This window comes from Niastella caeni (assembly GCF_004834005.1).
GTDB classification, from domain to species: domain Bacteria; phylum Bacteroidota; class Bacteroidia; order Chitinophagales; family Chitinophagaceae; genus Niastella; species Niastella caeni.
In genome coordinates, this window is record NZ_STFF01000003.1 from 412,298 (window position 1) to 435,034 (window position 22,737).

16 protein-coding genes and 1 pseudogene are annotated in these 22,737 nt (G+C 46.6%); 3 read left to right on the forward strand and 14 right to left on the reverse strand.

What is annotated here, in order from left to right; genetic code table 11:
- Nucleotides 1–4 precede the first annotated feature (4 nt).
- Entirely contained in the window at nt 5–2,290 is a 2,286-nt protein-coding gene (locus FAM09_RS12995; RefSeq protein WP_136577547.1) for a hypothetical protein, read from the reverse strand.
- Nucleotides 2,291–3,568: 1,278 nt separating this feature from the next.
- Between FAM09_RS12995 and FAM09_RS13000 the strand changes: the two genes are divergently transcribed.
- Both FAM09_RS13000 and FAM09_RS13005 read left to right on the forward strand, forming a co-directional pair.
- On the forward strand, nt 3,569–5,488 hold the full coding sequence (locus FAM09_RS13000) for an adenylate/guanylate cyclase domain-containing protein (RefSeq protein WP_136577548.1): 1,920 nt from the start codon (nt 3,569–3,571) through the stop codon (nt 5,486–5,488).
- A gap of 126 nt (nt 5,489–5,614) precedes the next feature.
- On the forward strand, nt 5,615–6,583 hold the full coding sequence (locus tag FAM09_RS13005) for an ABC transporter ATP-binding protein (RefSeq protein WP_136577549.1): 969 nt from the start codon (nt 5,615–5,617) through the stop codon (nt 6,581–6,583).
- Nucleotides 6,584–6,797: 214 nt separating this feature from the next.
- Here FAM09_RS13005 and FAM09_RS13010 read toward each other — a convergent pair whose 3' ends face one another.
- From FAM09_RS13010 to nuoJ, 5 genes are all read right to left on the reverse strand, one after another.
- On the reverse strand, nt 6,798–8,234 hold the full coding sequence (locus FAM09_RS13010) for an NADH-quinone oxidoreductase subunit N (RefSeq protein ID WP_136577550.1): 1,437 nt from the start codon (nt 8,232–8,234) through the stop codon (nt 6,798–6,800).
- A 169-nt stretch (nt 8,235–8,403) separates the two neighbouring features.
- Complete coding sequence (locus tag FAM09_RS13015) at nt 8,404–9,879, reverse strand: complex I subunit 4 family protein (protein WP_136577551.1); 1,476 nt, start codon at nt 9,877–9,879, stop codon at nt 8,404–8,406.
- On the reverse strand, nt 9,876–11,759 hold the full coding sequence (nuoL, locus tag FAM09_RS13020) for an NADH-quinone oxidoreductase subunit L (RefSeq protein ID WP_136577552.1): 1,884 nt from the start codon (nt 11,757–11,759) through the stop codon (nt 9,876–9,878). The genes FAM09_RS13015 and nuoL overlap by 4 nt, the downstream gene beginning before the upstream one ends.
- A gap of 77 nt (nt 11,760–11,836) precedes the next feature.
- Nucleotides 11,837–12,142 carry an NADH-quinone oxidoreductase subunit NuoK gene (nuoK, locus tag FAM09_RS13025; protein ID WP_136577553.1) on the reverse strand — a complete coding sequence of 102 codons (306 nt, stop codon included), beginning with the start codon at nt 12,140–12,142 and terminating at the stop codon, nt 11,837–11,839.
- Nucleotides 12,135–12,725, reverse strand: coding sequence for an NADH-quinone oxidoreductase subunit J (gene nuoJ / locus FAM09_RS13030; RefSeq protein WP_136577554.1), 591 nt, complete (start codon nt 12,723–12,725; stop codon nt 12,135–12,137). The genes nuoK and nuoJ overlap by 8 nt, the downstream gene beginning before the upstream one ends.
- A gap of 12 nt (nt 12,726–12,737) precedes the next feature.
- Here nuoJ and FAM09_RS31410 point away from each other — a divergent pair, with 12 nt between their 5' ends.
- Entirely contained in the window at nt 12,738–12,866 is a 129-nt protein-coding gene (locus tag FAM09_RS31410; RefSeq protein ID WP_262711657.1) for a hypothetical protein, read from the forward strand.
- Between the two features lie 34 nt (nt 12,867–12,900).
- Here the strand turns inward: FAM09_RS31410 and nuoI are convergent, their stop codons facing one another.
- The 8 genes and pseudogenes from nuoI to FAM09_RS13070 form a co-directional block, all read right to left on the reverse strand.
- The gene (gene nuoI, locus FAM09_RS13035; protein WP_136577555.1) at nt 12,901–13,416 is read right to left on the reverse strand and encodes an NADH-quinone oxidoreductase subunit NuoI; all 516 of its coding nucleotides are present in this window, start codon (nt 13,414–13,416) and stop codon (nt 12,901–12,903) included.
- A gap of 183 nt (nt 13,417–13,599) precedes the next feature.
- Nucleotides 13,600–14,556, reverse strand: a complete 957-nt coding sequence (nuoH, locus tag FAM09_RS13040) for an NADH-quinone oxidoreductase subunit NuoH (RefSeq protein WP_136577556.1) — start codon at nt 14,554–14,556, stop codon at nt 13,600–13,602.
- Between the two features lie 160 nt (nt 14,557–14,716).
- Nucleotides 14,717–17,425: an NADH-quinone oxidoreductase subunit NuoG gene (gene nuoG, locus FAM09_RS13045; RefSeq protein ID WP_136577557.1), complete on the reverse strand. Its 2,709-nt coding sequence runs from the start codon at nt 17,423–17,425 to the stop codon at nt 14,717–14,719.
- A 192-nt stretch (nt 17,426–17,617) separates the two neighbouring features.
- The gene (gene nuoF, locus FAM09_RS13050) at nt 17,618–18,895 is read right to left on the reverse strand and encodes an NADH-quinone oxidoreductase subunit NuoF (RefSeq protein WP_136577558.1); all 1,278 of its coding nucleotides are present in this window, start codon (nt 18,893–18,895) and stop codon (nt 17,618–17,620) included.
- Nucleotides 18,896–18,901: 6 nt separating this feature from the next.
- A complete protein-coding gene (gene nuoE / locus FAM09_RS13055) occupies nt 18,902–19,405 on the reverse strand; it encodes an NADH-quinone oxidoreductase subunit NuoE (RefSeq protein WP_243751663.1) in 504 nt (167 codons plus the stop codon).
- A gap of 142 nt (nt 19,406–19,547) precedes the next feature.
- Nucleotides 19,548–21,320: pseudogene (gene nuoC, locus FAM09_RS13060) on the reverse strand (NADH-quinone oxidoreductase subunit C/D); the annotation flags it as partial.
- Between the two features lie 100 nt (nt 21,321–21,420).
- Nucleotides 21,421–22,059 (reverse strand): NADH-quinone oxidoreductase subunit NuoB, encoded by a 639-nt coding sequence (gene nuoB / locus FAM09_RS13065; protein ID WP_136577561.1) that lies wholly within the window; start codon nt 22,057–22,059, stop codon nt 21,421–21,423.
- Nucleotides 22,060–22,272: 213 nt separating this feature from the next.
- A complete protein-coding gene (locus FAM09_RS13070) occupies nt 22,273–22,692 on the reverse strand; it encodes an NADH-quinone oxidoreductase subunit A (RefSeq protein ID WP_136577562.1) in 420 nt (139 codons plus the stop codon).
- Nucleotides 22,693–22,737: the final 45 nt, after the last annotated feature.

Genomic DNA, 22,737 nt, shown 5'->3' on the forward strand with positions numbered 1-22,737 from the left:
CTGTTCAAAAAGTTTTAAAATAAGTAGCCCTGCCGGTATTATTCGGCACGAGTTGTTTATTCATGCCCGGGATAAATCCTTTATCGGCTGAAAATTGTATTTGGCCTAATTTGGGGATCTGCAAGGTTGTTTCAGCAGAATAACCCAGCTGATCTATATTGAAAACCGTTTGCCGGTTGTATTTGATGCCTGCTCCCAATGAAATATACTTGTTGATGTTATACAGCGCTCTTCCTTCCAGCGTGTACAGTTTGTAATCCTGGTTGAAGGCGCCGGATGCATTGGCCTGCAGGGTAAGCTGTTGCAGGAAAAAAGACTGGCTTAACAACAGATTCTTTGTATTAAAATATACAAAGCCCGAATCGGTTGACCGGTTATAGAACTGCGTATACACCAGGGAAGAATTCATCATCAACTGCCGTACGTTATAAGAATGTGTAACGTTACCGGTCAATGTATAAAAGAGATTTTCCTGGTATTGCCCGTCACCCAGTTTGGTGATCTGGCTGCTGGGGAAATATCCTACTGAAACCACCGGCCATTTCGCCCGGCGCCACGTTGCCTGCACACTTTTAAAAACGGTAGTGCTTTTATATTGACTACCTATGAATGGATTACTGAAATCATTGGTATTGGCGCCCAATGTCAATGTCAATTGCCGTTTAAAGAACAATTGCTGCACGTGCGCGCTCCAGGCGGTTTGTGCAGAACCATCGGTGAAGGTGCTGAACGATTGAAAATTGGCGCCCAGTCTTTTGAAGGTACCACGCACCGTGGTTTGTGTTTTCGGAAAGAAGCCATCCGCTTTCAATGAATAGGCCTCATTGTGGCGGTTGCTCATTTCCAGCATCTGCGATGGCAGACTGCTTTTGCCTGCTGAGTCCAGCGCATATACCGGGTAAGATGATTTGGCCACTTCGGCCGTCAACATAATATTTTTGGTAAGCCGGCAGGTCCCTTCCAGTGTAAAACCCATTAAGGCCGAAGAAGGCGTTTGCACCGCTACAGGTTGCGATGGTCCCTGTGATGTATCTACGGTACCGGCATTGTATAGCTGCCGGCGGCCGCCGAACCAGGTAAAAATAATATTGTTGCCGTCCTTCAATCCTCTTCCATATCGTAATACGGTCAGGTACTGGCCGGATTGCTTTGGTCCTTTTACAATAAAATCGCGAAAACGATAATCAACACTGCCGGTGGCTACTGCATAATAGGCATCAGGATTGTATTCTGCCTGAAACCCGTTCACCGAAATATTCTTTGCAGATAACTCAGAATAGTTCACCACACTTCTTCCTATGCCAAAAGAGCGAATAGCCATTAAAGTTTTATAGCCTTTAGGCAAAATGGAATCCCCAATATGGTGGTCTGCCATGATCTCTTTCAGCTTAGCCGGGCTTTTTGCCTGTTCAATATCACTACACACCTTGCGTATCGCTTCCTGCGTTTGTCCCTTGGCCGTTTTGATCATTTGCTGTAAAACCACTACCCGGTTACGCAATGAATCGGCCTGCTGCTTCTTCAGGGTGTATTGCTGGTAAATGGAATTCGAATCCAGGTCGAGCCGGGCCAGCAAAGAATCTTTAACGGCTGGAACTTCTACTGTGGGCAACCTGAAAGTGCTATCCATTTTACCTTTCAGGGAATCCCGCATTTTCCGTTCTCTTTCTTCTACCATTTTTTGTATCAGCCCGGGATTCTTTATCCAGCCCTCCAGCATCTTCAATTTCTTAATAGCAAGATCCAGTTCGTGCTGAAGGCTGTCGGGAACTTTGGGTGATGGTAAAGAAGCCAGGAACTTTTCCCGCACCTGTGTTTTGATCTTTTGTGTGAACTGTGTATTGTTATAGTTCAAATTAAGATCAGAAAAATTCCGGAACAGGTTTGAATTGCTGAACCGGTTGGTAAGGTATACCCGCATGGGATATTGCCCCTTTACAGTGATATCGAGGTACGTTTGAATAGTATGCTGGTAAACATGCTGCTCATTGAAAGGTGTATCTATATTAGAATAATAATTAACGTTGTACATGACATTGCCATGCACCTGTAAGAATGGGATCCGTTGTGGTTTTGCGGGCTCAACCATCTTTACGGGTTCTTTCATCACGGGAACATATACATAAGCATAGACGGGTATTCTGACAACCGTTTTACAACCACGGTGCTCCAGGAAATAAGTCGTGGGCTCATCATTTTCCAGGTCTGCAGATGAATCTGTTTTTATCTGGTTAAATGCCGTTAACCAGCTACACAAAACAATCAATATGGTCCCTATCCACTTACGCAAGAAGAAGCTTATTTAGTTTATATATCTACGAATTGAGCAGAAGATGCCTGTCCTATACCTATAATTATAAGCAATAACAGGAATAATATAATCCAAAAAATAGAAGGATTGGGTAACAGTGATTAAACCGAATTCCTAAGTCGATAATAATTCAAATAAAACAATAGGTAGACGTTGGGACTTATTATAGCAACTAGAATGACTGGAATAATTAGCAGTAAAAAGACAAGTCTGGGCTTTTTGGTTACAAATCATAAACAGCGTTTGGTTGGGTTTTAAAAATGGATCTACTTTTTCCCTTGGAGTGTGTTGCTATGAGGCAAATATACAATACCAAATGACAGACGTGCAAATTTCCTGTTATATTTTAATTACCAAGTTAGGCACAATTGCACACGGAGTCAACTAAATGTCGGATAATGATTAAAGCAAAGCATCAGTTTAAATTAATTAAACATGCATTTTCCTGATTTTCACATGATTTAGTAGCTGAATTCAAGGGAACGCCAAAACCCCGTACATATAATAATAGTCAATAAAACAAATAACCCGCTCCCCGGCCAGGCCGGAACGGGTTATTCATGGCTTTTTTATTTACTTCCATTTTACCCAAACAGCGCCATTGCTTACAAGTTCGATCGTTGTCTGGTTTACAAATGCAAAGAACCCGCCTTATGACGGGTCCTTTTCCGTTTAGCTGTCCACCGCAGCAGACTTACAATGCATTCATGGCTATTATGCTATAAAGGATAATGGTTGTAATGGCCAAACCCCTAAGGTTTGAGAATACACTACGCCTCCGGGATAGTCAATGTGCTAATTAGCTAATGTGTTAATATGCTAATATGCGAATTGGGCAATGATATACTGAGAATAGCAATCGTCAGCAACAGCGCCACACAGGCAATTATAATTAACGAAACAACCCATTTCAATGTGCGATCATTAATCGGTTGTTTATATATGTTATTGTTAAATATATTCCTGATCATTGCTGATGGTTTACTTTCACAATTGCTCCATCATACCAAGAACTATACCATCTCTTGTAATGTGTACAAATCAAATACTACTATCGTGAATGGCCAATAGTGCATTGGCCAGTAGCTAGTAGTAAATGGCTAGTAGAGGATTTTTATTCGTCACTCACTATATCTGCAATCTTCACGCATTTCTTGCCTTTCCCTACTCGCCACTTACTACTCACCACTAGCTTTTCCCCCACTCGTCATATACTTCTCTTCCTACTTTCCACATATTACTTAAATTGCATACTGTATGCGACAACTTGCAGCTATCTTATTTGCCGATATGACAGGGTACACCGCCCTTATGCAGGAAAACGAGCAACTGGCCCGCCACAAGCGCCAGCGGCTCAAGGAAGTTTTAGAAACAACTATCGCCCGGTTCAATGGTAAAATTTTACAATATTATGGCGACGGGTCGTTGAGTATTTTCCACAGTGCAATCGATAGCGTGCACGCTGCCATTGATATCCAGCAGCAATTGCAACAGGCTCCACAGGTTGACCTGCGCATCGGTATCCATACCGGCGATGTAATTATTGAAGAAGAATCCATTTATGGCGACGGCGTGAACCTGGCCTCCCGCATCGAATCGCTGGCCGTGCCCGGCGGTGTTTTTGTTTCTGAAAAAGTGTACGACGAAGTCCGCAATCAGCAACATATTCAAACCAGGGAACTGGGATATTTTGAATTAAAAAACATAAAACAACCCATTCGGGTCTTTGCCATTGCCAACAATGGCATCGTGGTGCCCGGTCGCAATGAAGTGCGGGGCAAAACGGCCGCTCCGGTAAACCGGCTGGCGGTGCTCCCCTTTGTAAACATGAGCGCCGACCCTGAAAATGAATATTTCAGCGATGGCATTACCGAAGAACTGCTGAACACCCTTACCCGGGTCGACGGCCTGCAGGTAACATCACGCACCTCGGCCTTTGCCTTTAAAGGAAAGAACGACGACATTCGCGACATTGCCATTCAATTGAACGTTGATAAGATCCTGGAAGGCAGCGTGCGCAAAGCAGGCAACCGTGTTCGCATTACCGCCCAGCTCATCAATGCCGCAGACGGCTTTCACATCTGGAGTGAAACCTACGACCGCAAACTCGATGATATTTTTGAAGTGCAGGACGAGATCAGCGGTATTATCGCCAATAAATTAAAAGAAAACCTTTCAGGCGGCCAGAAACAGGTGCCATCTATAAAATCAAGCATTAAAAATATTACGGCCTACACGCATTACCTGAAAGGTTTACATTTTAAAAATAAGCTTACACCGGCCGACAATCGCAAGGCTATTGACTGTTTTAAACAGGCTATTGCGCTTGAACCCGGCTATGCGCAGGCTTATGCCATGGTGGCGCAAACATATGCCACACTTGGTGCCATGGGACAAATGATCCCGCACACCGCTTTTGAGATCGCCCATCAATATGCCGATAAAGCCCTGGAGCTCGACGACTCCGTTGCAGAAGGCCATATTGCCAAGGCAATGCCCAATCTGTTTTATGAATGGAAATGGCAGGAAGCCTACAAAGCGCTGCAAAAAGCTATTGAACTGAACCCGGCAGAGACCACAGCCTACGACCTGCTTGGTTTTTATTATATCGCCATGGCGCAAAAAGATCAGGCAGTGAAAACGCTGGAAGAAGCGGAACAGATCGATCCTCTTTCGCCCGCGATTATCAAGTCGCTCGGCACGATGTATATATTTGAAGAACGGTTCGATGATGCCATTCGCCAGGCAGAAAAACTGCTGGAGATGAACCCCGAAATGCGTAGTGGTATTGAAATGAAGGCCTGGGCCATTGGGATGAAAGGCGACTGGCAAACCGCTCTTGAATTGTTTAAAGAAGTGCACCGGCTTACCAATCATCCGCTGAAAGGGTTAATGGGTCTCGGTGTTGCCTACAGCCGCGTGGGCATGACCGACAAAGCGATGGAATGCGTGCATAAACTGGAACAAAGGCAGCAGGAAGAGCCTGACTCTGTAGTCGATGGCGATCTGGCCGCCGTTTGGCTGGGCCTTGGCGACCTCGACAAAGTTTTTTATTACCTCAATGAATGCATTGATAAAAGAATGGGACCCGTTGCCTGTTTTATTGAATACCCTCCCTACAAAATAGTAAAAGCAGACCCGAGGTTTCATGATCTGAAACACAGGATGGGGATATGAGTTACCAGACTCCAGTTGCCGGGCTTTCGTCAATAGCAGTCTTATTATTGGCGGGCATTCCTGCGCTAAGGTCCGGGCAACCGGAATCCGGTAACTGGTAACTGCTTTTGAATTACTTTTGAGCCTATGGCGTTATTAAAGGTTTCAGCGGTCAGTAAACAGATAAATGGAAATGTTGTTTTACAGGAGATCTCTTTCACGCAAAAGAAATTTCAAAAGCTGGCGATCGTTGGCGAATCCGGCTCGGGCAAAAGCACGCTGCTGAAGATCATTGGCGGACTGGTGCAACCTGACAGCGGTGAAGTATTGTTTGAAAACAAACACGTAGAAGGCCCGAATGAAAAACTAATCCCGGGCCATCCAAAAATGGCGTATTTGTCGCAACACTTTGAACTACGCAACAATTACCGGGTAGAAGAGATACTGGAATACGCCAATACCCTGCCCGAAGCGGAAGCACAAACCCTGTATGAAATATGTCATATCAGCCATCTATTGAAACGCAAAACCGACCAGGTTTCAGGCGGTGAAAAACAACGCATTGCCATGGCGCGATTACTCATAGGCGCTCCTTCCCTTTTTTTACTGGATGAACCGTTTTCCAACCTCGACGTACTGCATAGAAATACATTGCGGACTGTGATCCGTAAGATGGGCGAAAAGCTGGGCATTACCTGTTTGCTCGTTTCCCATGATCCGGCAGATGCGCTTAGCTGGGCCGATGAAATACTGATCATGAAAAGCGGACAGATCATACAACAAGGCACACCCGAAAAAATATACCGGCAACCTGTTAATGAATATGCAGCCGGGCTATTCGGCAAATACAATGCGTTCACCAAAACGCAGGCAGCGGCATTTGGAGAAATACCAAATATATATGGTAAGGGTAAGAAATTGTTTATACGGCCGGAAGCGTTTACGCTTTCAGCAAAAAAAAGCAAAACGGCAGTAGCCGGAAAAGTAATGGAAGTAGCTTTCCTCGGAAGCTGCTATGAAGTAGAAGTAGCCTTGCCCGATAGTATGGTTACCGTGAAAGTAGATACCTGCTTTGTTAGCAAAGGAGATACTGTTTACGTAACATTCAAAAAGTAACTATTGCTAATTATTGTATTTCGAGATTTTGAGATTTCGGGATTTTGAGATTTAATACACAAACCGGTTAAAAAACCAGCATATACCTTTAAAACTGACTTTCTGGCGCTTTGAAAATTACCTGCATAAAGGCGCGGCCGCCGATTACTAACGACTTTTCGAACTAAAGAACCACAAACCATAAACCACAAACTATAAACTGTTTCTTATTTATCTAATGAATCAACAAAAACTCACGCACGTTCTCAACAATGAACCCCGGGTACACCCCGATCCAAGCCAGCAGGCACATCAGCACGACGAGCGAAGCATAGGTTGCAAAATAAAAGAACGGATGCAAGGTGCGTTCCTTTACCGGTGTTAATGGCGGTGCGGCAAACAAGGTGCTGATGATACGCAGGTAATAATATAAACCAATAACGCTCGTGAGCACCAGCACAATGGCCAGCAACCACATATTTTGTTGTACGCCGGCGGTTAGTATAAAGAATTTGGCCGGAAACCCGGCTGTTAACGGAATACCGGCTAATGATAACAACGCAACGGTAAAGATGGCCGCCATTAATGGGCTTCGCCAGAACAATCCGCGGTAACCACTCAGGTCATCTGCATCTCTGCGTTGGGTAGATAATAAAGTGATGATGCCAAAGGCAGATAATAAAGTAATGGAATAGGCAAGCAGATAAAAAACGGCAGCTCCAACACCGGCTTCGCCCGACAAAAACGCCACCAGCAAATAACCAAAATGCGCAATGGATGAATACGCCAACAGGCGTTTGACGTTTTGTTGCATCAGGGCCAGTATATTACCAACGATCATACAGGCGATGGCAATAACAGTAAAAATGGTAACCGCCAGCGGATATGTTTCCAGGTGGATCGCTTCTGCAAAACGTACCAATACGGCAAACACGCCAATTTTTGAAACCGTTGCAATAAAGGCCGTCACAGGCGCCGGCGCACCCTGGTATACATCGGCGGCCCACAAATGAAATGGCACCAGGGCCAGTTTAAATCCGATAGCTACAACGATCAACCCGATGCCCATCACAAATAAAACTGACATACCTGCGGCATCGATCGCGCGGGCGATGGCTGAAAACTCCATGCTGCCCGTTTCCATATAGATCAGGGCCATGCCGAATAACAGGAAGGCAGACGACAATGCCGCCAGCACCAGGTATTTTACACCTGCTTCAACCGCATTGTTCCGGTTACGCAGGTAAGCGATGAGGGCATACAGGCTTACGCTCAGCAATTCCAACCCAATGAACAGCGAAATAAAATGGCGGCTGATGGTCAATACGGCTGCGCCTAATGTAGCAAGAAATAACAGGATGTAATATTCTTTGGGATTCTCTTCGCGTTCTTCAAAATAAATATAGGAAAGCAAACCCACCACCAGCACCGAGAAAATGATGAGGCCGGTGAACAAAGCAGCAAACCCATCTACCACAAACAACGGTGGTATTTCACGCGGCAAGGTATCCCGCACATACCACATGGCAAGCACCACACCGCACATCATCATAAAGCCTGTCACCTGTATAACGGTATGACTTTGCCTGAAGGCGATGAGCAGGATCACCACAATGGCTGCGGTTGCCAGTATTATAAAAGGAAGCAAGGCAAGGTATTGTTGATATGTCATATTGTAATTGATAAATCGTGTATGATAAAGGCTAGTGGTAAGTGGCTAGTAAGGCTTTTATTCGTTGCTCACTACATCTGGCTATCTTTGCGTATTCTTGCTTTCCCCTACTCGCTACTTACTACTTACTACTCGCTACCCGCTTCTGTTGTCTTACCTACTTTATTTTTCATCTTCTCACGACCATCTCTCCTATCACATTCCTCACCATATCCAACACCGGCTGCGGATATAGTCCCAGAAAGATGATCGCCGCAGTGAGGCTGGCCATAATGACCCATTCCCGGGCGCTCAGATCCCGGGGCGGTTCGCCAACTGTCTGCGCCTGTCCAAGAAATACTTTCTGTACAATGCGCAAAGAATACAACGCCGACAATACCAATCCCCCACTGGCAATGATGGTGAGGACCGGGCTCACTGGGAACGCGCCCATCAGGATCAAAAACTCTGCAATAAAACTGCCGAGGAAAGGCAAACCCAATGAAGCCATTACAAACACCATCGCAATTCCGCCCATTCGCGGCATGGCCGTCCACAAGCCGCCCATTTGATTGATATCGCGCGTATGCAATCTTTCTTTTAACATGCCGGCCAGCACGAATAAGGCGCCGGTGCTAACGCCGTGGGTAAGTAATTGCATCACCACCCCCTGCAATGCTATTTCGCGAAAAGCAAAAACACCCAGCAACACAAATCCCATATGGCTAACCGACGTATATGCAATGAGCCGTTTGAGATCGGTTTGCGCAAAGGCCAGCAGCGCACCGTACACAATTCCCACCACGCCCACTAACATGGCAAACCAGGCTACATCGAACGATGCCTGCGGGAACAACGGCAATACAAACCGGATGATACCATACGCGCCGGTCTTTAATAACAATCCCGCCAATATTAAACTACCTGCCGTGGGCGCTTCGCTGTGTGCATCGGGCAACCAGTTGTGCAGAGGCACCATGGGTAACTTGATCACAAAAGCAATGAGAAACCCCAGCATGATCCAGCGGGCTGTGGCGCCCACCATCGTAGTATTCAACAAAGCGAAATAATCGAACGTGTAGTTGCCCCCGCTTTGCTGGCCGTGAATAAAGTACAGCGCCAGAATAGACAGCAGCATCAATAGACCACCGGTTTGGGTGAAGATGAAAAATTTATACGCCGCATACCGGCGATTGAAATCGCCCCAGATGGCAATCAAAAAATACATAGGCACCAGCATCACTTCCCAAAAGAAATAGAAAAGGAAAAGGTCCATAGCGACAAAAACGCCTGCAATGCCGGCCAGCGTCCATAACAAATTGAAAAAATAAAAACCTGTTTTCTCCCTGATCTCATTCCAGGAACACAATACCGCCAACACGCCCAGCAGGAAAGTAAGCAGCAACATAATAAAGCTGAGCCCATCCATGGCAAGATGGAAACTGATACCAAAGGCAGGGATCCAGTCAGCCTGAAAATGCACCAGCCAGTTATCACCGGCAACAATTACGGGTTGATGTTGCACATACCAGCCGACAGGGATCAGAAAAGCCGTTATGACAGCGATCAGGGCGATCCACCGGCAAACAAATGTATTGCGTTGCGCCACCAGCCAACAGGCAATGCCGCCCACGAGTAAAATGCCTATCATCCATACCAGTATCATAACAATAATTGAAGGGTTATTATAAATAAGATACCGGCCAGCACGCCCACGATATACAACCGCAGCGAGCCGTTTTGCGAAATAGAGAACCAACTGTTCAATCGCAAACTGGCCTGAGCAATGCCATTGTACATTCTATCGATCACGTCACTTTTATTAATGCGGGTTATAAATACAAAAGGTTTTACAAAGAGGAATTGGTACAACTGATCGAACTTCCAGCCACTGAATAAAAACTCGCGGGTAGCTGATAAGCCCGGCGACTGCTGCCACCGTACGCCCGGTTTACCGTAATACATCATATAACCCATATAAACACCTGCGAATGTCATAAACGCAGCAATAGCCTGGAATAAATATTCAGACGGCAGCCCCTGTTTCATTACCGTTTCAGGCAATACCTTTTGTACGTGGTCTGAAAACAGGGTAAGATGGACCATATTATGCGGCCATTCAATAAAACCGGCTGCAACGGAGAAGAACGCAAGCACGATCAATGGAATGACCATACCCTGCGCCGGTTGCTCATGGATGGGCGTTTTCATTTCACCCCAAAAAACAACCAGCATTAAACGCGTACTGTACAAGGCGGTAATGAAAGCGCCGGCCAACGCTATCAACCAAAGAAAAGAATTTCCGTTGGCTGCACTCCAGCTATACCAGAGAATAGCGTCTTTACTAAAGAAGCCTGCACTCACGAGCGGCAAAGCACTCAATGCGGCTGCACCGGCTAAAAAAGTGAAAAAGACAACCGGCATTCTTTTACGGAGCCCACCCATCATAAAAATATTATGTTCATGATGCAGGGCTTCGATCACCACGCCGGCCGCGAGGAATAGCAATGCTTTGAAAAACGCATGGGTGAAGAAATGAAAAATGGCGGCGCTCCACGCACCTATCCCCAATGCCAGGAACATGTAGCCTATCTGGCTGATAGTTGAGTATGCCAGTATTCTTTTAATATCAGTCTGCACCAGCGCGCTGCAACCGGCCACTAATAACGTAATGGCGCCAATGATGGCAACAATCGCCATTGTTACCGGCGACAACTGAAACAATACATGCATGCGGGCAATCAGATAAACGCCGGCAGTTACCATGGTGGCCGCATGTATAAGGGCGCTTACCGGTGATGGGCCAGCCATCGCATCGGGCAGCCAGGTTTGTAATGGCATTTGCGCCGATTTACCCATGCCGCCCACCAGTAATAATATTGTGATGAGCTCTATATTGCTACTTCCTGAAGCAAAATAATCCGGCGCCCGTTGCAGAATACCGGGGATGTTCAAGGTGCCCAGTTCCTGGAACAACAGGAACAGGCCGATCAGCAATGCGGTATCGCCGATGCGGGTAATGAGAAAGGCTTTATTGGCTGCGCGACAATTGGAGGGCACCTCGTACCAGAACCCAATGAGCAAATAACTGCATAAGCCAACTCCCTCCCAACCCAGGTACATCAGTACCAGGTTATCGGCCATTACCAGCAACAGCATGGCGCACACGAATAAATTCATGCTGGCAAAAAAACGGGCATAATCCCGGTCGTGCCACATGAAGAAAGCCGAATAGATATGAATGAGCGCCCCAACGAAAGTGATAATAAAAATAAAAACAAGTGTGAGTGCATCCACGCGCAGACTAATATCAATTGACAAATTACCCACCCTGAACCACGACCACAACAATTGGCTGAATGCACCGCCCTCCGGAGTTGTTTGCAAAAAGGCAATGCCCACTACTATTGTAATCAATGCTGCTATACATACCGTGCCCGCGCCAATGACACCAATGAGCTGTTTTGGTAAATTCCTGCCAAATAGTGATAGTATGAGAAAACCCAATAATGGGAATGCTGGTATGTATGCTAGTAATTGATCCATGTTTCAGTTCATTAGTTATTGAGTTCGTTAGTTATTGAGTTTTTAGTTGAACTTACAAACTCAATAACTTAATAACTTTAATCCTTCAACTCTTTAAGGTTCTCCACGTCCAGTGTTTTATGTTGATGATAAATTTGCAGCACAAGCGCCAACCCCACCGACACTTCCGCAGCGGCCATGGCCAGAATGAACAGGAACATCACCTGGCCATCGGGCTGTTCCCATCTTGAACCGGCGGCTACAAACGCCAGTCCCGCCGCATTCAGCATGATCTCAACAGAGATCAGCATAAAGACCACGTTCTTGCGCGTGAGCACCCCAATTAGTCCCAGGGTAAACAGTACCGTGGCCACCAGTAAAACCATATGTGCACTTTCAATCATGTAAAACAGTTTGTTCGTTTGTTACAGATTCAGGTTCCCGCAATTGTCTTGCCTTCTCTTCTTCACCATTCTGTAAGAACCGGTGCAGTTCTTTTCGTTGGTGCTTGCCAATATGCGCTGCACCAACGATGCCGGCCATTAACAGGAAGCCGGTCAATTCAACAGCGATAATATACTCACCATATAAAGACAGCGCTACTTTACGCGGATCTACGACCGATACCTGCATCGCCTGGTCAGGACCCTGAAATAATAAGATGGTCATTTCGGCAAGCAGGATCAACACAAGTATGGAAGGCACGACCCACACTTTGGGTTTTAACCATTCTTTTTCCTGCTGGGCAGTTTCCCGGCCCAGGTTCAACATCATCACTACAAATATGAACAGCACAATGATGGCGCCGGCATAAACGATAACTTCCAGCGCAGCAACAAATGGCGCCCCCAGCGATAAGAAGATCATCCCCACCGATAAAAAAGAAACAGCGAGGAACAACAGGGCGTGTACGGGATGATACCGCGTTATGACCATGATGGTTGATGCTATTGCGACTAATGATGATATATAAAAGAGTGTAGACAAAGTGAAAGTTTTATGATTAAAAAAAGAACAGAATGGTTACCAGTTACCGGTACCCTGTTACCGGAAAAAACACAAGAGCATCGACAGATTTGCCTGGCGACCGGTAACCGGAAACTGGCAACGCTTACCTACGATCATTGATGCCTCCCACTATTCAATAGTCACTTAACAATGCCTATGGCAATAAACTATGTACATCCACCGGCGGTTCCTCATTCACCCCTTCCCCTTTTTTCTTTACGCCCGCTTCCAACCCCGCCACACGATAGAAATTATAACCGGGATATTTTCCCTGGCTGTTGATCAGCAGATCTTCCTTTTCAAACACCAGGTTTTGCCGGTTATATTCGGCCATTTCAAAATCGGGGATCAATTGTATGGCGTAGGTTGGACAAGCATCTTCGCAATACCCACAAAAAATACAGCGCGAGAAATTGATCCGGAAGAATTCCGGGTAGCGACGCCCCTCTTCATCTTCCGTTGCCTGCAGTGCTATGCAATCAACCGGACAAGCCACGGCGCACAAATAGCACCCCACACACCGTTCGCCACCATCGGGGTCAGTTGTAAGCACGATCCGGCCGCGATACCGCGGGTGCAATGGCGCTTTCTCTTCGGGATACTCGATCGTTTCCTTTTTATGAAACAGGTGCAGAAACACCAACCACATTGTTCTTAAATGACTGAGCATGTTATTAAGTTTTATTCCTACTTACAAATGTTACTGGTTTAAAGCTAGTAGTAAGTGGCTAGTAGCTAGTGGGGCTTTATGTTTAGCTCCCTATATAATTGCCACCCCCTGTATTTCTTACTCGCTACTCGCTACTAGCTACTCACTACTTGCCTTTCCCTACTAGCTACTTACTACTCGCCACTAGCCCCTTAGATACAACGCAATCGCCCCCGTGACCAACACATTCAACAGTACAAGCGGCAGCAAGATCTTCCAGCCGTAGGAGATCAACTGATCGTACCGCGGGCGGGGAAGCGAAGCGCGCAATAAAATGAACAGGCCAATAAAGAAAAACAGTTTGATCACGAACCAGACAAGTGGCGGTAAGAACGCGGGCCCGAGCCAGCCGCCAAAGAACAACGTCACGATCATGGCGGAGATCAATGTAACACCCAGGTACTCGCCGATAAAGAACATACCGAACTTCATACCTGAATATTCGGCATGATAACCGGCAATAAGTTCACTCTCCGCTTCGGGAATATCAAAAGGCAGGCGATGCGTTTCCGCTATACCGGCAATCAAAAAAACAACAAACCCCACCGGCTGCGTAACCACAAACCACAAATTCTTTTGCGCCGCAACAATTTCACCCAGGTTAAAAGACCCTGACAACATCACTACGCCCATCAATGACAAACCCATAAACACTTCGTACGCGATCATTTGAGAGGCGCCACGCAAAGCGCCCAGCAAAGCATATTTATTATTGGAAGCCCAACCACCAAGTACAATGCTATACACGCCCAACGACGACATAGCCAAAAAGAAAATGATCCCGATATTGAGATCAGCTACAACAATACCCGGAGCAAACGGAATGATCACAAAGCTCATCAGTACACTGGCGACAACAATAGCCGGCGCTGTGATAAACACCCATTTATCGGCAAAAGGCGGGACCCAGTCTTCTTTGAAGAATAATTTGAGCGTATCGGCCAACACAATAAAAATACCCAGCGGTCCAGCCCTGTTCGGTCCCAGCCTGTCTTGCCATAAGGCAAGCAAACGGCGTTCTACCCAAATAAGTCCGGCTGCAATATTGAGCAGCACGAATAAAACGCCGAATACGATTAATATGTGTTCTGTTGTATTCATGTATCAAATGTGAACTTTGCACCTTACCAATTAATTGTTTCTGTTACCGGGTGCCGGTTGCCAGTTACCAGGACCTTAATGCGGGATGCCCGCCAATTTTAAAACTGCCATTACTTTAAGCCCGGCAACCGGAAACTGGTAACCGGTAACCAGATTGATCTTATAATTTTACACTTACTAATTGTACGTACCCGTTCCAGGGCATTACCTGTATACCCGGCAAACCTGCAGGCATTAATGCCACGCCCCGTTGTAATGCAGCTTCAATTTTTACCGGTAATTCGTACGTCTGTTCAAATACTTTTATCGAGATCAGCGATCCGTTCACAACGCCTAACGGCTCTGCATCCTTTTCTGATATAGCGATGTACACGTCCGGTGAAAGTTCAGCGACACCACTGGTATAGAAACTCAATTCTTCAGAACCCATTATGTAATATTGCGGCAGCAATAACCACTTTTCATTGCGCGCAACAAATGCTTCCGGCATATCTTTAAAATAAACCGGTGCTGCCTCTTGTTTATATTGGAATAACAGTTGACCGGCATGTTCATTTCGCAAAGCGCCACCCGGCTCCTGTTGGTATTTGTTCACTGATTGTATTGAATTCCAACCCGGCGACCAGAAGAATGGAATTAGTGGTGATGGCGGCATACCTGAAAAACCTTCCATTGTAAACGTGAACGGCGAATCCCCATCCTGCTTCGGCTTGGGCTCACTCACCGCCAGGTTCGACAACATGGCCGTGCGCCCGCTGTAACGGTGTGGTGCACGTGGTAACGATTGTCCATGTATTCTAAAATCATGCGGTGGCGCTACACTGGCAATACCTGTAAACTGCGGCATTAACTGCTCGCACAGCGTTAAAACGTCTTCCGGATGATGCGCCTGACCATTTCCTGTTCCGTTCTTTAGTGCCTGTAACTTCAATAACCATTTCCAACTTTCCTGGATGTTTTTATTAGCAGGAATAAACACCTGGTAGAACCTTTGCGCGCGCCCTTCATTATTCACCAGGGTGCCATCGGCTTCGGCAAAGGTGGCGGCCGGTATCAGCACATCAGCCTTTTGCGTGGTAGGATTATTCAATGAATCGAGCACAATGCATTGCTGGCATTTATCAAAGAAAACATCGGCTATATGCGCCGGCATATTCCGGTAGATATCATTTTCCAGCAGGATTGCAGTGACATTGGTATTTCGACTAACCCGCAGCACCGCATTCTCAAAACTGGATGCACCCATCATGGCCAATCCCATGCTGTTGCATTCCGGCAGCACATATGCTATGTGCACTTCGTCCGCAGTTGCTTTGAGTGCAGCAGCAATATCAAACGCAGCCCGTATCAATGCTTCATTATAACAACTGGTACCGCTGATGATCACCGGCCGTTTTGCCCGCTGCAACGCGGCAGCAATGGCCGCCACTTTTGTCATGGCATCGTTGCCGAGCTGTACCGGCGACAAAGACGCATTCAAATGCTGCGTAATCGCAAAACCTATTCGGGCTAGTTCGTCCGGCGCAGCATGCACTACAGAAGTGCTGATCTCATCGAGGGGTGAGGTTGTAATGGTACAATTTGCCAGGAACCCTTTTTCTTCCTGCACCAATTCCCTCACCGCCGCATCGTGCCAGGCAGGCAATGCCCTGTTCTGCAATGCCTGTTCAGCAGCGGTGTGCATTACGCCCTGGCGAACGGCCAATGCCATTACGGGAGCAGTATTCCAGATATCTTCACCCAATACCAGAATGGCATCTGATTGTTGGATATCGTTCAGCGAAGCCGTTTTCACTACGCCGGTTTGTAATACTTCAACTATACGCTTTTCTATAAATCCCAGGTTATCACTGATCCCCTGGTAAAAATTTTCTTTACCTACCAGTTGCATCAGGGCCACATTGCTTTCAACAGAAGCCCGCGGCGATCCAATGCCAATGATTGTATTATTAGTTATTAATGTTCGTAAGTGATCCATCAACACTGTTTCATCCACTGCTTCAACGGCGCGGTTGCGGATAAGCGGTTGTGTAATTCGGTTATCACTGTTTACAAACTCATAGCCAAATCGGCCCCGGTCGCACAGAAAATAACCATTTACCTGGCTGTTAAAACGATTGGTAATACAACGCAACGCTCCGTACCGCTCCCCGGCAATGGTATTACAACCCAAACTGCAGTGGTGGCATACGGAGGGCGCCGTGGTGAGGTCCCATTTACGCGTATAATGTTCGCGCAGTGTTTTATCGGTAAATACACCGGTTGGACAAACCTCCGTCAAATTACCGCTGAAGGGGCTTTGCAGCACCCCGTTCTGCTCGCGGCCAAAATAAACATGGTTATGTGCGGCAAATACATTCAGGTCTTTGCCCCCGGCATAATCATGATAATACCGAACACAGCGATAACACTGTATGCAGCGGTTCATTTCATGGTGAATGAAGGGCCCCAGGTATTGATTGGTGTACGTCCTTTTTTTATAATGATAGCGGCGGTAATCATGGCCCGTCATCACCGTCATATCCTGCAGGTGGCAACTGCCGCCTTCATCACAAACGGGGCAATCGTGCGGGTGATTGGTCATCAGCCATTCTATCACCTGGCTGCGAAATGCTTTTGCGGTTGTGTCTGACACCGATAAATGCAAACCGTCTTTAATGCTTTCCATGCAACTCATCACCAGCCTGCCGCGGGTATCGTTTTCATCTTTGAAAACTTTTACGGCGCATTGGCGGCAAGCGCCTACGCTACCCAGCGCGGGATGCCAGCAGAAATAGGGCAGATCGATGCCCAGGCTCAAACAAGCCTCCAGCAGGTTCTTGCCTGCTTTTACTTCAAATGGTTTGTTATCGATGTATATAGTTGACATAGTGTCATTCGTAATAATAACTTCGAATGGTGAATCATGAATGAGGCTGCAAGCAACTACAAGCTTTAAGCTTTTAGCCATAAGCTATAAGCAATACAGAAGTAGTTTGTGCATTTCTGCTTACGGCTTACCGCTTATAGCTTTAAGCCCTGCCTTTCACTTTCTCATTTTTAATTTTTCATTCTTCATTTCTCATTCCCCATAGGGACATTTATGTAACGCAACATGCATCTCAAAATCTTCTTTAAAATATTTCAACGCACTTTGCAATGGCTCCATGGCGCCGGGCGCTAATGCACAAAACGTATTACCGGGTCCTAACAATTGCGTGTGCAGTTGCAACAGTTCCAGTTCTTCATTCGTTCCATTCCCCTGCTCCAGGCTCAACAACATTTTTTCTACCCAGGGCAATCCTTCGCGGCACGGCGTACACCAGCCACAACTTTCCTGCGCAAAAAAATGTTGCAGGTTATGTACAAAGCCAACCGGACAGGTAGCATCGTCCATCACCACCATGGTACCCGTACCCAACCGGCTGCCGGCAGCGGCAACTGACGCAAAGTCCATTTTAACATCGAGGTGTTCGGTGGTTAGAAAATCGGTGGAAGCGCCACCAGGCAGCACGCCCTTTAATTGATAGCCGTTCTTCATACCAAGGGCATGTTCTTCTATCAATTCACGCATAGTAACGCCTATGGGTAACTCCCAGCACCCGGGATTATTTACTTTTCCACTTACACCGTATAATTTGGTGCCGCTGTCTTCACTATTGCTTAATCCTTTAAACCACTCGGCGCCATTGTTTACAATATGCGGCACACAACAAAGCGTTTCTACATTATTTACGATGGTGGGCTTGCCATACAATCCGCTTATCTGCGGAAATGGCGGTTTTGCCCGGGGCGTTGCGCGTTTTCCTTCCAGCGCATTTAACAAGGCGGTTTCTTCACCACACATATAGCGGCCTACACCGGTGTGCAAATGCATTTCGAGGCTGAACCCGCTGCCCAGGATATTTTTTCCCAGTACCCCGGCGGCATACGCTTCCTGGATACTCTTGCGTAACAACTGCGCCGCTTTTTTGTACGCCCAGCGTAAGAAGATGTACGAAACATCGGCCTGAATGGCATATGCCGCCAGTATCATTCCTTCTATCAGTTGATGCGGATTGCCTTCGAGCAACAGGCGATCTTTGAAAGTGCCGGGCTCCATTTCGTCGGCATTGGCGATCAGGTATTTTGGATGCGGCGCATCTTCACCCATCGGCACAAAGCTCCATTTCATACCGGTATTGAAACCAGCACCGCCACGGCCTTTCAGTCCGCTGTCCTGTACCAGTTTTTGCACTTCCTGCGGCGTCATGCTTTTCAACGCTTTTTGCAGTGCCGAATAACCGCCCGTCATTTCATATTCCTTGAAATCGAATGGCGGACAGCCGGGGTGAATATATTGTGTCAGGGGTCGTTCCATGGTACATCAGGTATATTTCGTTAAAATGCGATCGAGCATGTCAATGGTCACATCTTTGTACAGATCGTTATCGATCATTAATGCCGGCGCATGATCGCAACAACCCAGGCAGCAGTTTGGCAACAAGGTAAAACACTGATCGCCGGTGGTTTCCCCAAACCGGATCTTCAGCTTTTCCTGCAGCGCTTTATAGATGTCGCCATACTTCATTACATAACAGGAAATACTATCACACACCAGGATCACATGCCGGCCAACCGGCTTTCGGAAAATGAGGTTATAGAATGTGGCCACACTGTCCACCTCAGCGGCGCTCATTTGCAGGTAAGCGGCAATGGCGTTCACGCTGTCATCACTGATCCAGCCGCGGTAGTGCTGCACTATTTTCAATGCTTCTATGACCGCAGCGCTTTTATGCGGAACCAGCGCTACTTCATGATCGATCTCATTTCGCTCGAGATCTGTGAGGTATTCTGGTTTAGTAATTTCTTTTGTATGTATTTGTTGCATTATCATTTATAAGAATTGGCTAGTAGCTAGTGGTGAGTAGCTAGTAGGATCTTTATTCGGCACTCACTATCCTCAATCTTTCCTCGCTTCATTACTTGCTTTTACCTACTCGCCACTTACTACTTACTACTCGCTTTTTACATTACCGGTCTATATCAGCCAGCACAAAATCAATGCTTCCCAAAATGCTTAACAGATCGCTTACCGTATACCCTTTACTGATATAGGGCACCATTTGCATGTGCGGAAATGACGGAGTCCTGATCCGCACGCGGTACGCTGCTGTATTCCCATCGCTGATGCAGTAATAACTGTTGGCGCCTTTGGTGGCTTCAATACAACTCATCGCTTCGCCCGCAGGTATCACCGGCCCCCAGCTTACATTCAGGAAATGCGTGATGAGCGTTTCAATATCCTGCATGGTATATTTCTTCATCGGTGGCGTGGTCAACGGGTGGCTCGATTTATAATCACCGGCAGGCATGTTTTGCAGGCACTGTTCAACAATGCGCAAACTTTGCCGCATTTCTTCTACCCGTACCAACGCGCGATCGAAACAATCGCCGTTCTGCGCAATAGGGATCTCAAAATCGAACCGTTCGTACCCGCCATACGGCTGTTTCTTGCGCCAATCCCATTCCAAACCACATGCTCTTAATCCGGGTCCGGTTACGCCCCACTCAATGGCTTCTTCCAAGGTATAAATGCCGATGCCTTTGGTACGCGCTTTAAACAAACTATTTCGGATGACCATTTTTTCATATTCCCTGAGCCTGGCGGGGAAATGATCAACAAAACGTTTTACGAGAGTATCCCAGCCATTAGGCAGGTCCTGCGCTACGCCGCCAATGCGGAACCAGTTGGGGTGCATGCGGCCGCCGCAGATGGCTTCAACAATATCGAAGATCTTTTCGCGGTCGGTGAACATGTAAAATACTGGTGACAGTTGGCCCAGGTCCTGTGCGAACGTGCCAAACCAAACAAGGTGACTGGCAATGCGGAACAATTCGCACAACATTACCCGGATCACGATGGCACGATCGGGCAGTTCGATACCCGCCAGTTTTTCAACTGCCAGCAAATAGGCCAGGTTATTCATAACGCCGCCCAGATAATCAATGCGATCAGTATAGGGAATGTAGGTATGCCAGCTTTGACGCTCGGCCATTTTTTCGGCGCCGCGGTGATGAAAACCAATTTCAGGTACGGCATCAACAATGTCTTCTCCATTCAATTGAAGTATGATGCGCAAAACGCCATGCGTGCCGGGGTGTTGCGGACCGATGTTCAGGAACATAAAATCGGCATCGTCGCCGTGTTCCTGCATGCCCCACTCTTCCGGTTTAAACCGAAGCGCTTCCTGTTCACGGTCCTGCTTTTCGTCCCAGAGCTGAAAAGGTCCCATTTCGGTTGCCCGTGCCGGATGCTCCTTGCGCAAAGGATGGCCCTGCCAGGTGAGTGGCATTAAAATACGGGTTAAATGCGGATGCCCTTCGAAGCGAATGCCGAACATATCGTACACTTCGCGTTCGTACCAATTGGCATTTTTAAAGATGGAAGTAATGGAGGGAACAGCGGGAAATTCGCCGCGCAGTGCTACTTTAAGCCTGATGAAACAATTTTGTTCAAAGGAGAACAGCACGTATACCACCGTAAAATCGGCCATTGGCAAACCGTTGTACCGATTCCGGTTGCGTTCATCGATACCACACAGATCGTACAGCATTTTAAAAGGCTGTGGAATTTCCATTTTCAGGAACTGTATGGCAGAAACGATCTTCTCCTTTGATACCCACACCGTGAGTATTTCATCAACCGTTTTTTGCTGATGCAATGCTTCAGCGCCTATGCGTTGTTGCAGATGCTGTAATATGGTATCCGCATCGTGCATGTTATTGTTTGTCGTTTGTTGTTTGTTGTTTGTGGTTGCTGCTGCCGCGCTATGAGGCTCGAAATTAAATTTTGAACTCGCGCATTAAAGAACAACAAACCAAAAACCACAAACCACAAACTGTTTATATTTCGTCTATTCCTTTAAAATTCACCATATTCATTCTTTCTTCCCGCTTCTTATCTTTCATGGAAGAAAGCGCCGGTTTAATTACGCCCTGTTCGCCGATGACCCAACTCAACGGACGTTTTTCCTTTCCAACTGAGTCAGCCAATAGGATCAGCCCTTGCATAAACGCATCGGGCCGGGGCGGACAACCGGGCACATACACATCAACCGGCAAAAATTTATCTACGCCTTGTACTACGCTATAAATATCATACATACCACCGCTGTTGGCACAACTGCCCATAGAGATCACCCAGCGGGGTTCCATCATTTGTTCGTGTAATCGTTTGATGATGGGCACCATTTTAATAAATACCGTTCCGGCAATCACCATTACATCTGCTTCCCGCGGCGTACCGCGAATAACCTCGGCGCCGAACCGGGCCACATCATATTTACTGGTAATGCTGGTAGCCATCTCTACAAAACAGCAGCTTAATCCGAAATGGAAAGGCCACATAGAATTTTTTCTTCCCCAGGCCACGAGGCTTTGTACGGAGGTAAGCATAATACTTTGCTTAACGGCCTCTTCCATGCTGCCGTTACCGGATAAATGACCGGCACTATCACCTGCTTTGCTTAACCACCATTTCATTGTTTATGGTTTATAGTTTATGGTTTATAGTTGCTGCCGCGCTTAAAAGCTCAAGATCATTTTTTGAACTCGCGCTTCTATGGTTTATGGTTTATAATTTATAGTTTATGGTTGCTGCCGCGCTTTGAGGCTCGAAATTAATTCTGACCTCGCGCTTAAAGAACCACAAACCATAAACCACAAACAATAAACTGCTTCTTCAAACACCAATATTCAACCCCTTAACTCTTTATATTTCTTCAATATCTTCTTTCCATCTAACCCAATATCCAGCGCGCCTATTCCCCATTCGTAGATCAACACAACAACCAGCTGACCAATGAAGATGGCAACGCCAATGTAACCCGGCCAGCCGAGTTCGTAAAAGCCTAATGCCCACAGAATAATGAACACAGCTTCTACATCAAAGATCACAAACAACATGGCAACGAGGTAAAATTGGGCAGAAAAACGAAGTCGTGCTGAACCGGTTTGTTCGATGCCGCCTTCGTAAGGTTTATCGGTAGCACGATCGCGGTGATGCTGACCTAATAAATAAGACAGAGCGAGAATGGCAAGGAGCAAAATCACTACCGCAATTGCATATAATAGCAAAGGCCATAAAGGAATACTATGAATATTATTTCCTGGCATAGCAAAATACTTCCATGATGGGCTTTTTTAACTGCCCACTACAGT

Excerpts from the sequence above, each read along its gene's own strand:
- FAM09_RS13005 (WP_136577549.1), top strand. The coding sequence starts at position 5,615 with ATGGCGTTATTAAAGGTTTCAGCGGTCAGTAAACAGATAAATGGAAAT.
- nuoE (WP_243751663.1), bottom strand. The coding sequence starts at position 19,405 with ATGCAACAAATACATACAAAAGAAATTACTAAACCAGAATACCTCACA.
- nuoI (WP_136577555.1), bottom strand. The coding sequence starts at position 13,416 with ATGCTCAGTCATTTAAGAACAATGTGGTTGGTGTTTCTGCACCTGTTT.
- FAM09_RS13015 (WP_136577551.1), bottom strand. The coding sequence starts at position 9,879 with ATGATACTGGTATGGATGATAGGCATTTTACTCGTGGGCGGCATTGCC.
- FAM09_RS13010 (WP_136577550.1), bottom strand. The coding sequence starts at position 8,234 with ATGACATATCAACAATACCTTGCCTTGCTTCCTTTTATAATACTGGCA.
- FAM09_RS13000 (WP_136577548.1), top strand. The coding sequence starts at position 3,569 with ATGCGACAACTTGCAGCTATCTTATTTGCCGATATGACAGGGTACACC.
- nuoK (WP_136577553.1), bottom strand. The coding sequence starts at position 12,142 with ATGATTGAAAGTGCACATATGGTTTTACTGGTGGCCACGGTACTGTTT.
- nuoG (WP_136577557.1), bottom strand. The coding sequence starts at position 17,425 with ATGTCAACTATATACATCGATAACAAACCATTTGAAGTAAAAGCAGGC.
- nuoL (WP_136577552.1), bottom strand. The coding sequence starts at position 11,759 with ATGGATCAATTACTAGCATACATACCAGCATTCCCATTATTGGGTTTT.
- nuoB (WP_136577561.1), bottom strand. The coding sequence starts at position 22,059 with ATGAAATGGTGGTTAAGCAAAGCAGGTGATAGTGCCGGTCATTTATCC.
- FAM09_RS31410 (WP_262711657.1), top strand. The coding sequence starts at position 12,738 with ATGATTAAAAAAAGAACAGAATGGTTACCAGTTACCGGTACCCTGTTA.
- FAM09_RS13070 (WP_136577562.1), bottom strand. The coding sequence starts at position 22,692 with ATGCCAGGAAATAATATTCATAGTATTCCTTTATGGCCTTTGCTATTA.
- nuoF (WP_136577558.1), bottom strand. The coding sequence starts at position 18,895 with ATGGAACGACCCCTGACACAATATATTCACCCCGGCTGTCCGCCATTC.
- nuoH (WP_136577556.1), bottom strand. The coding sequence starts at position 14,556 with ATGAATACAACAGAACACATATTAATCGTATTCGGCGTTTTATTCGTG.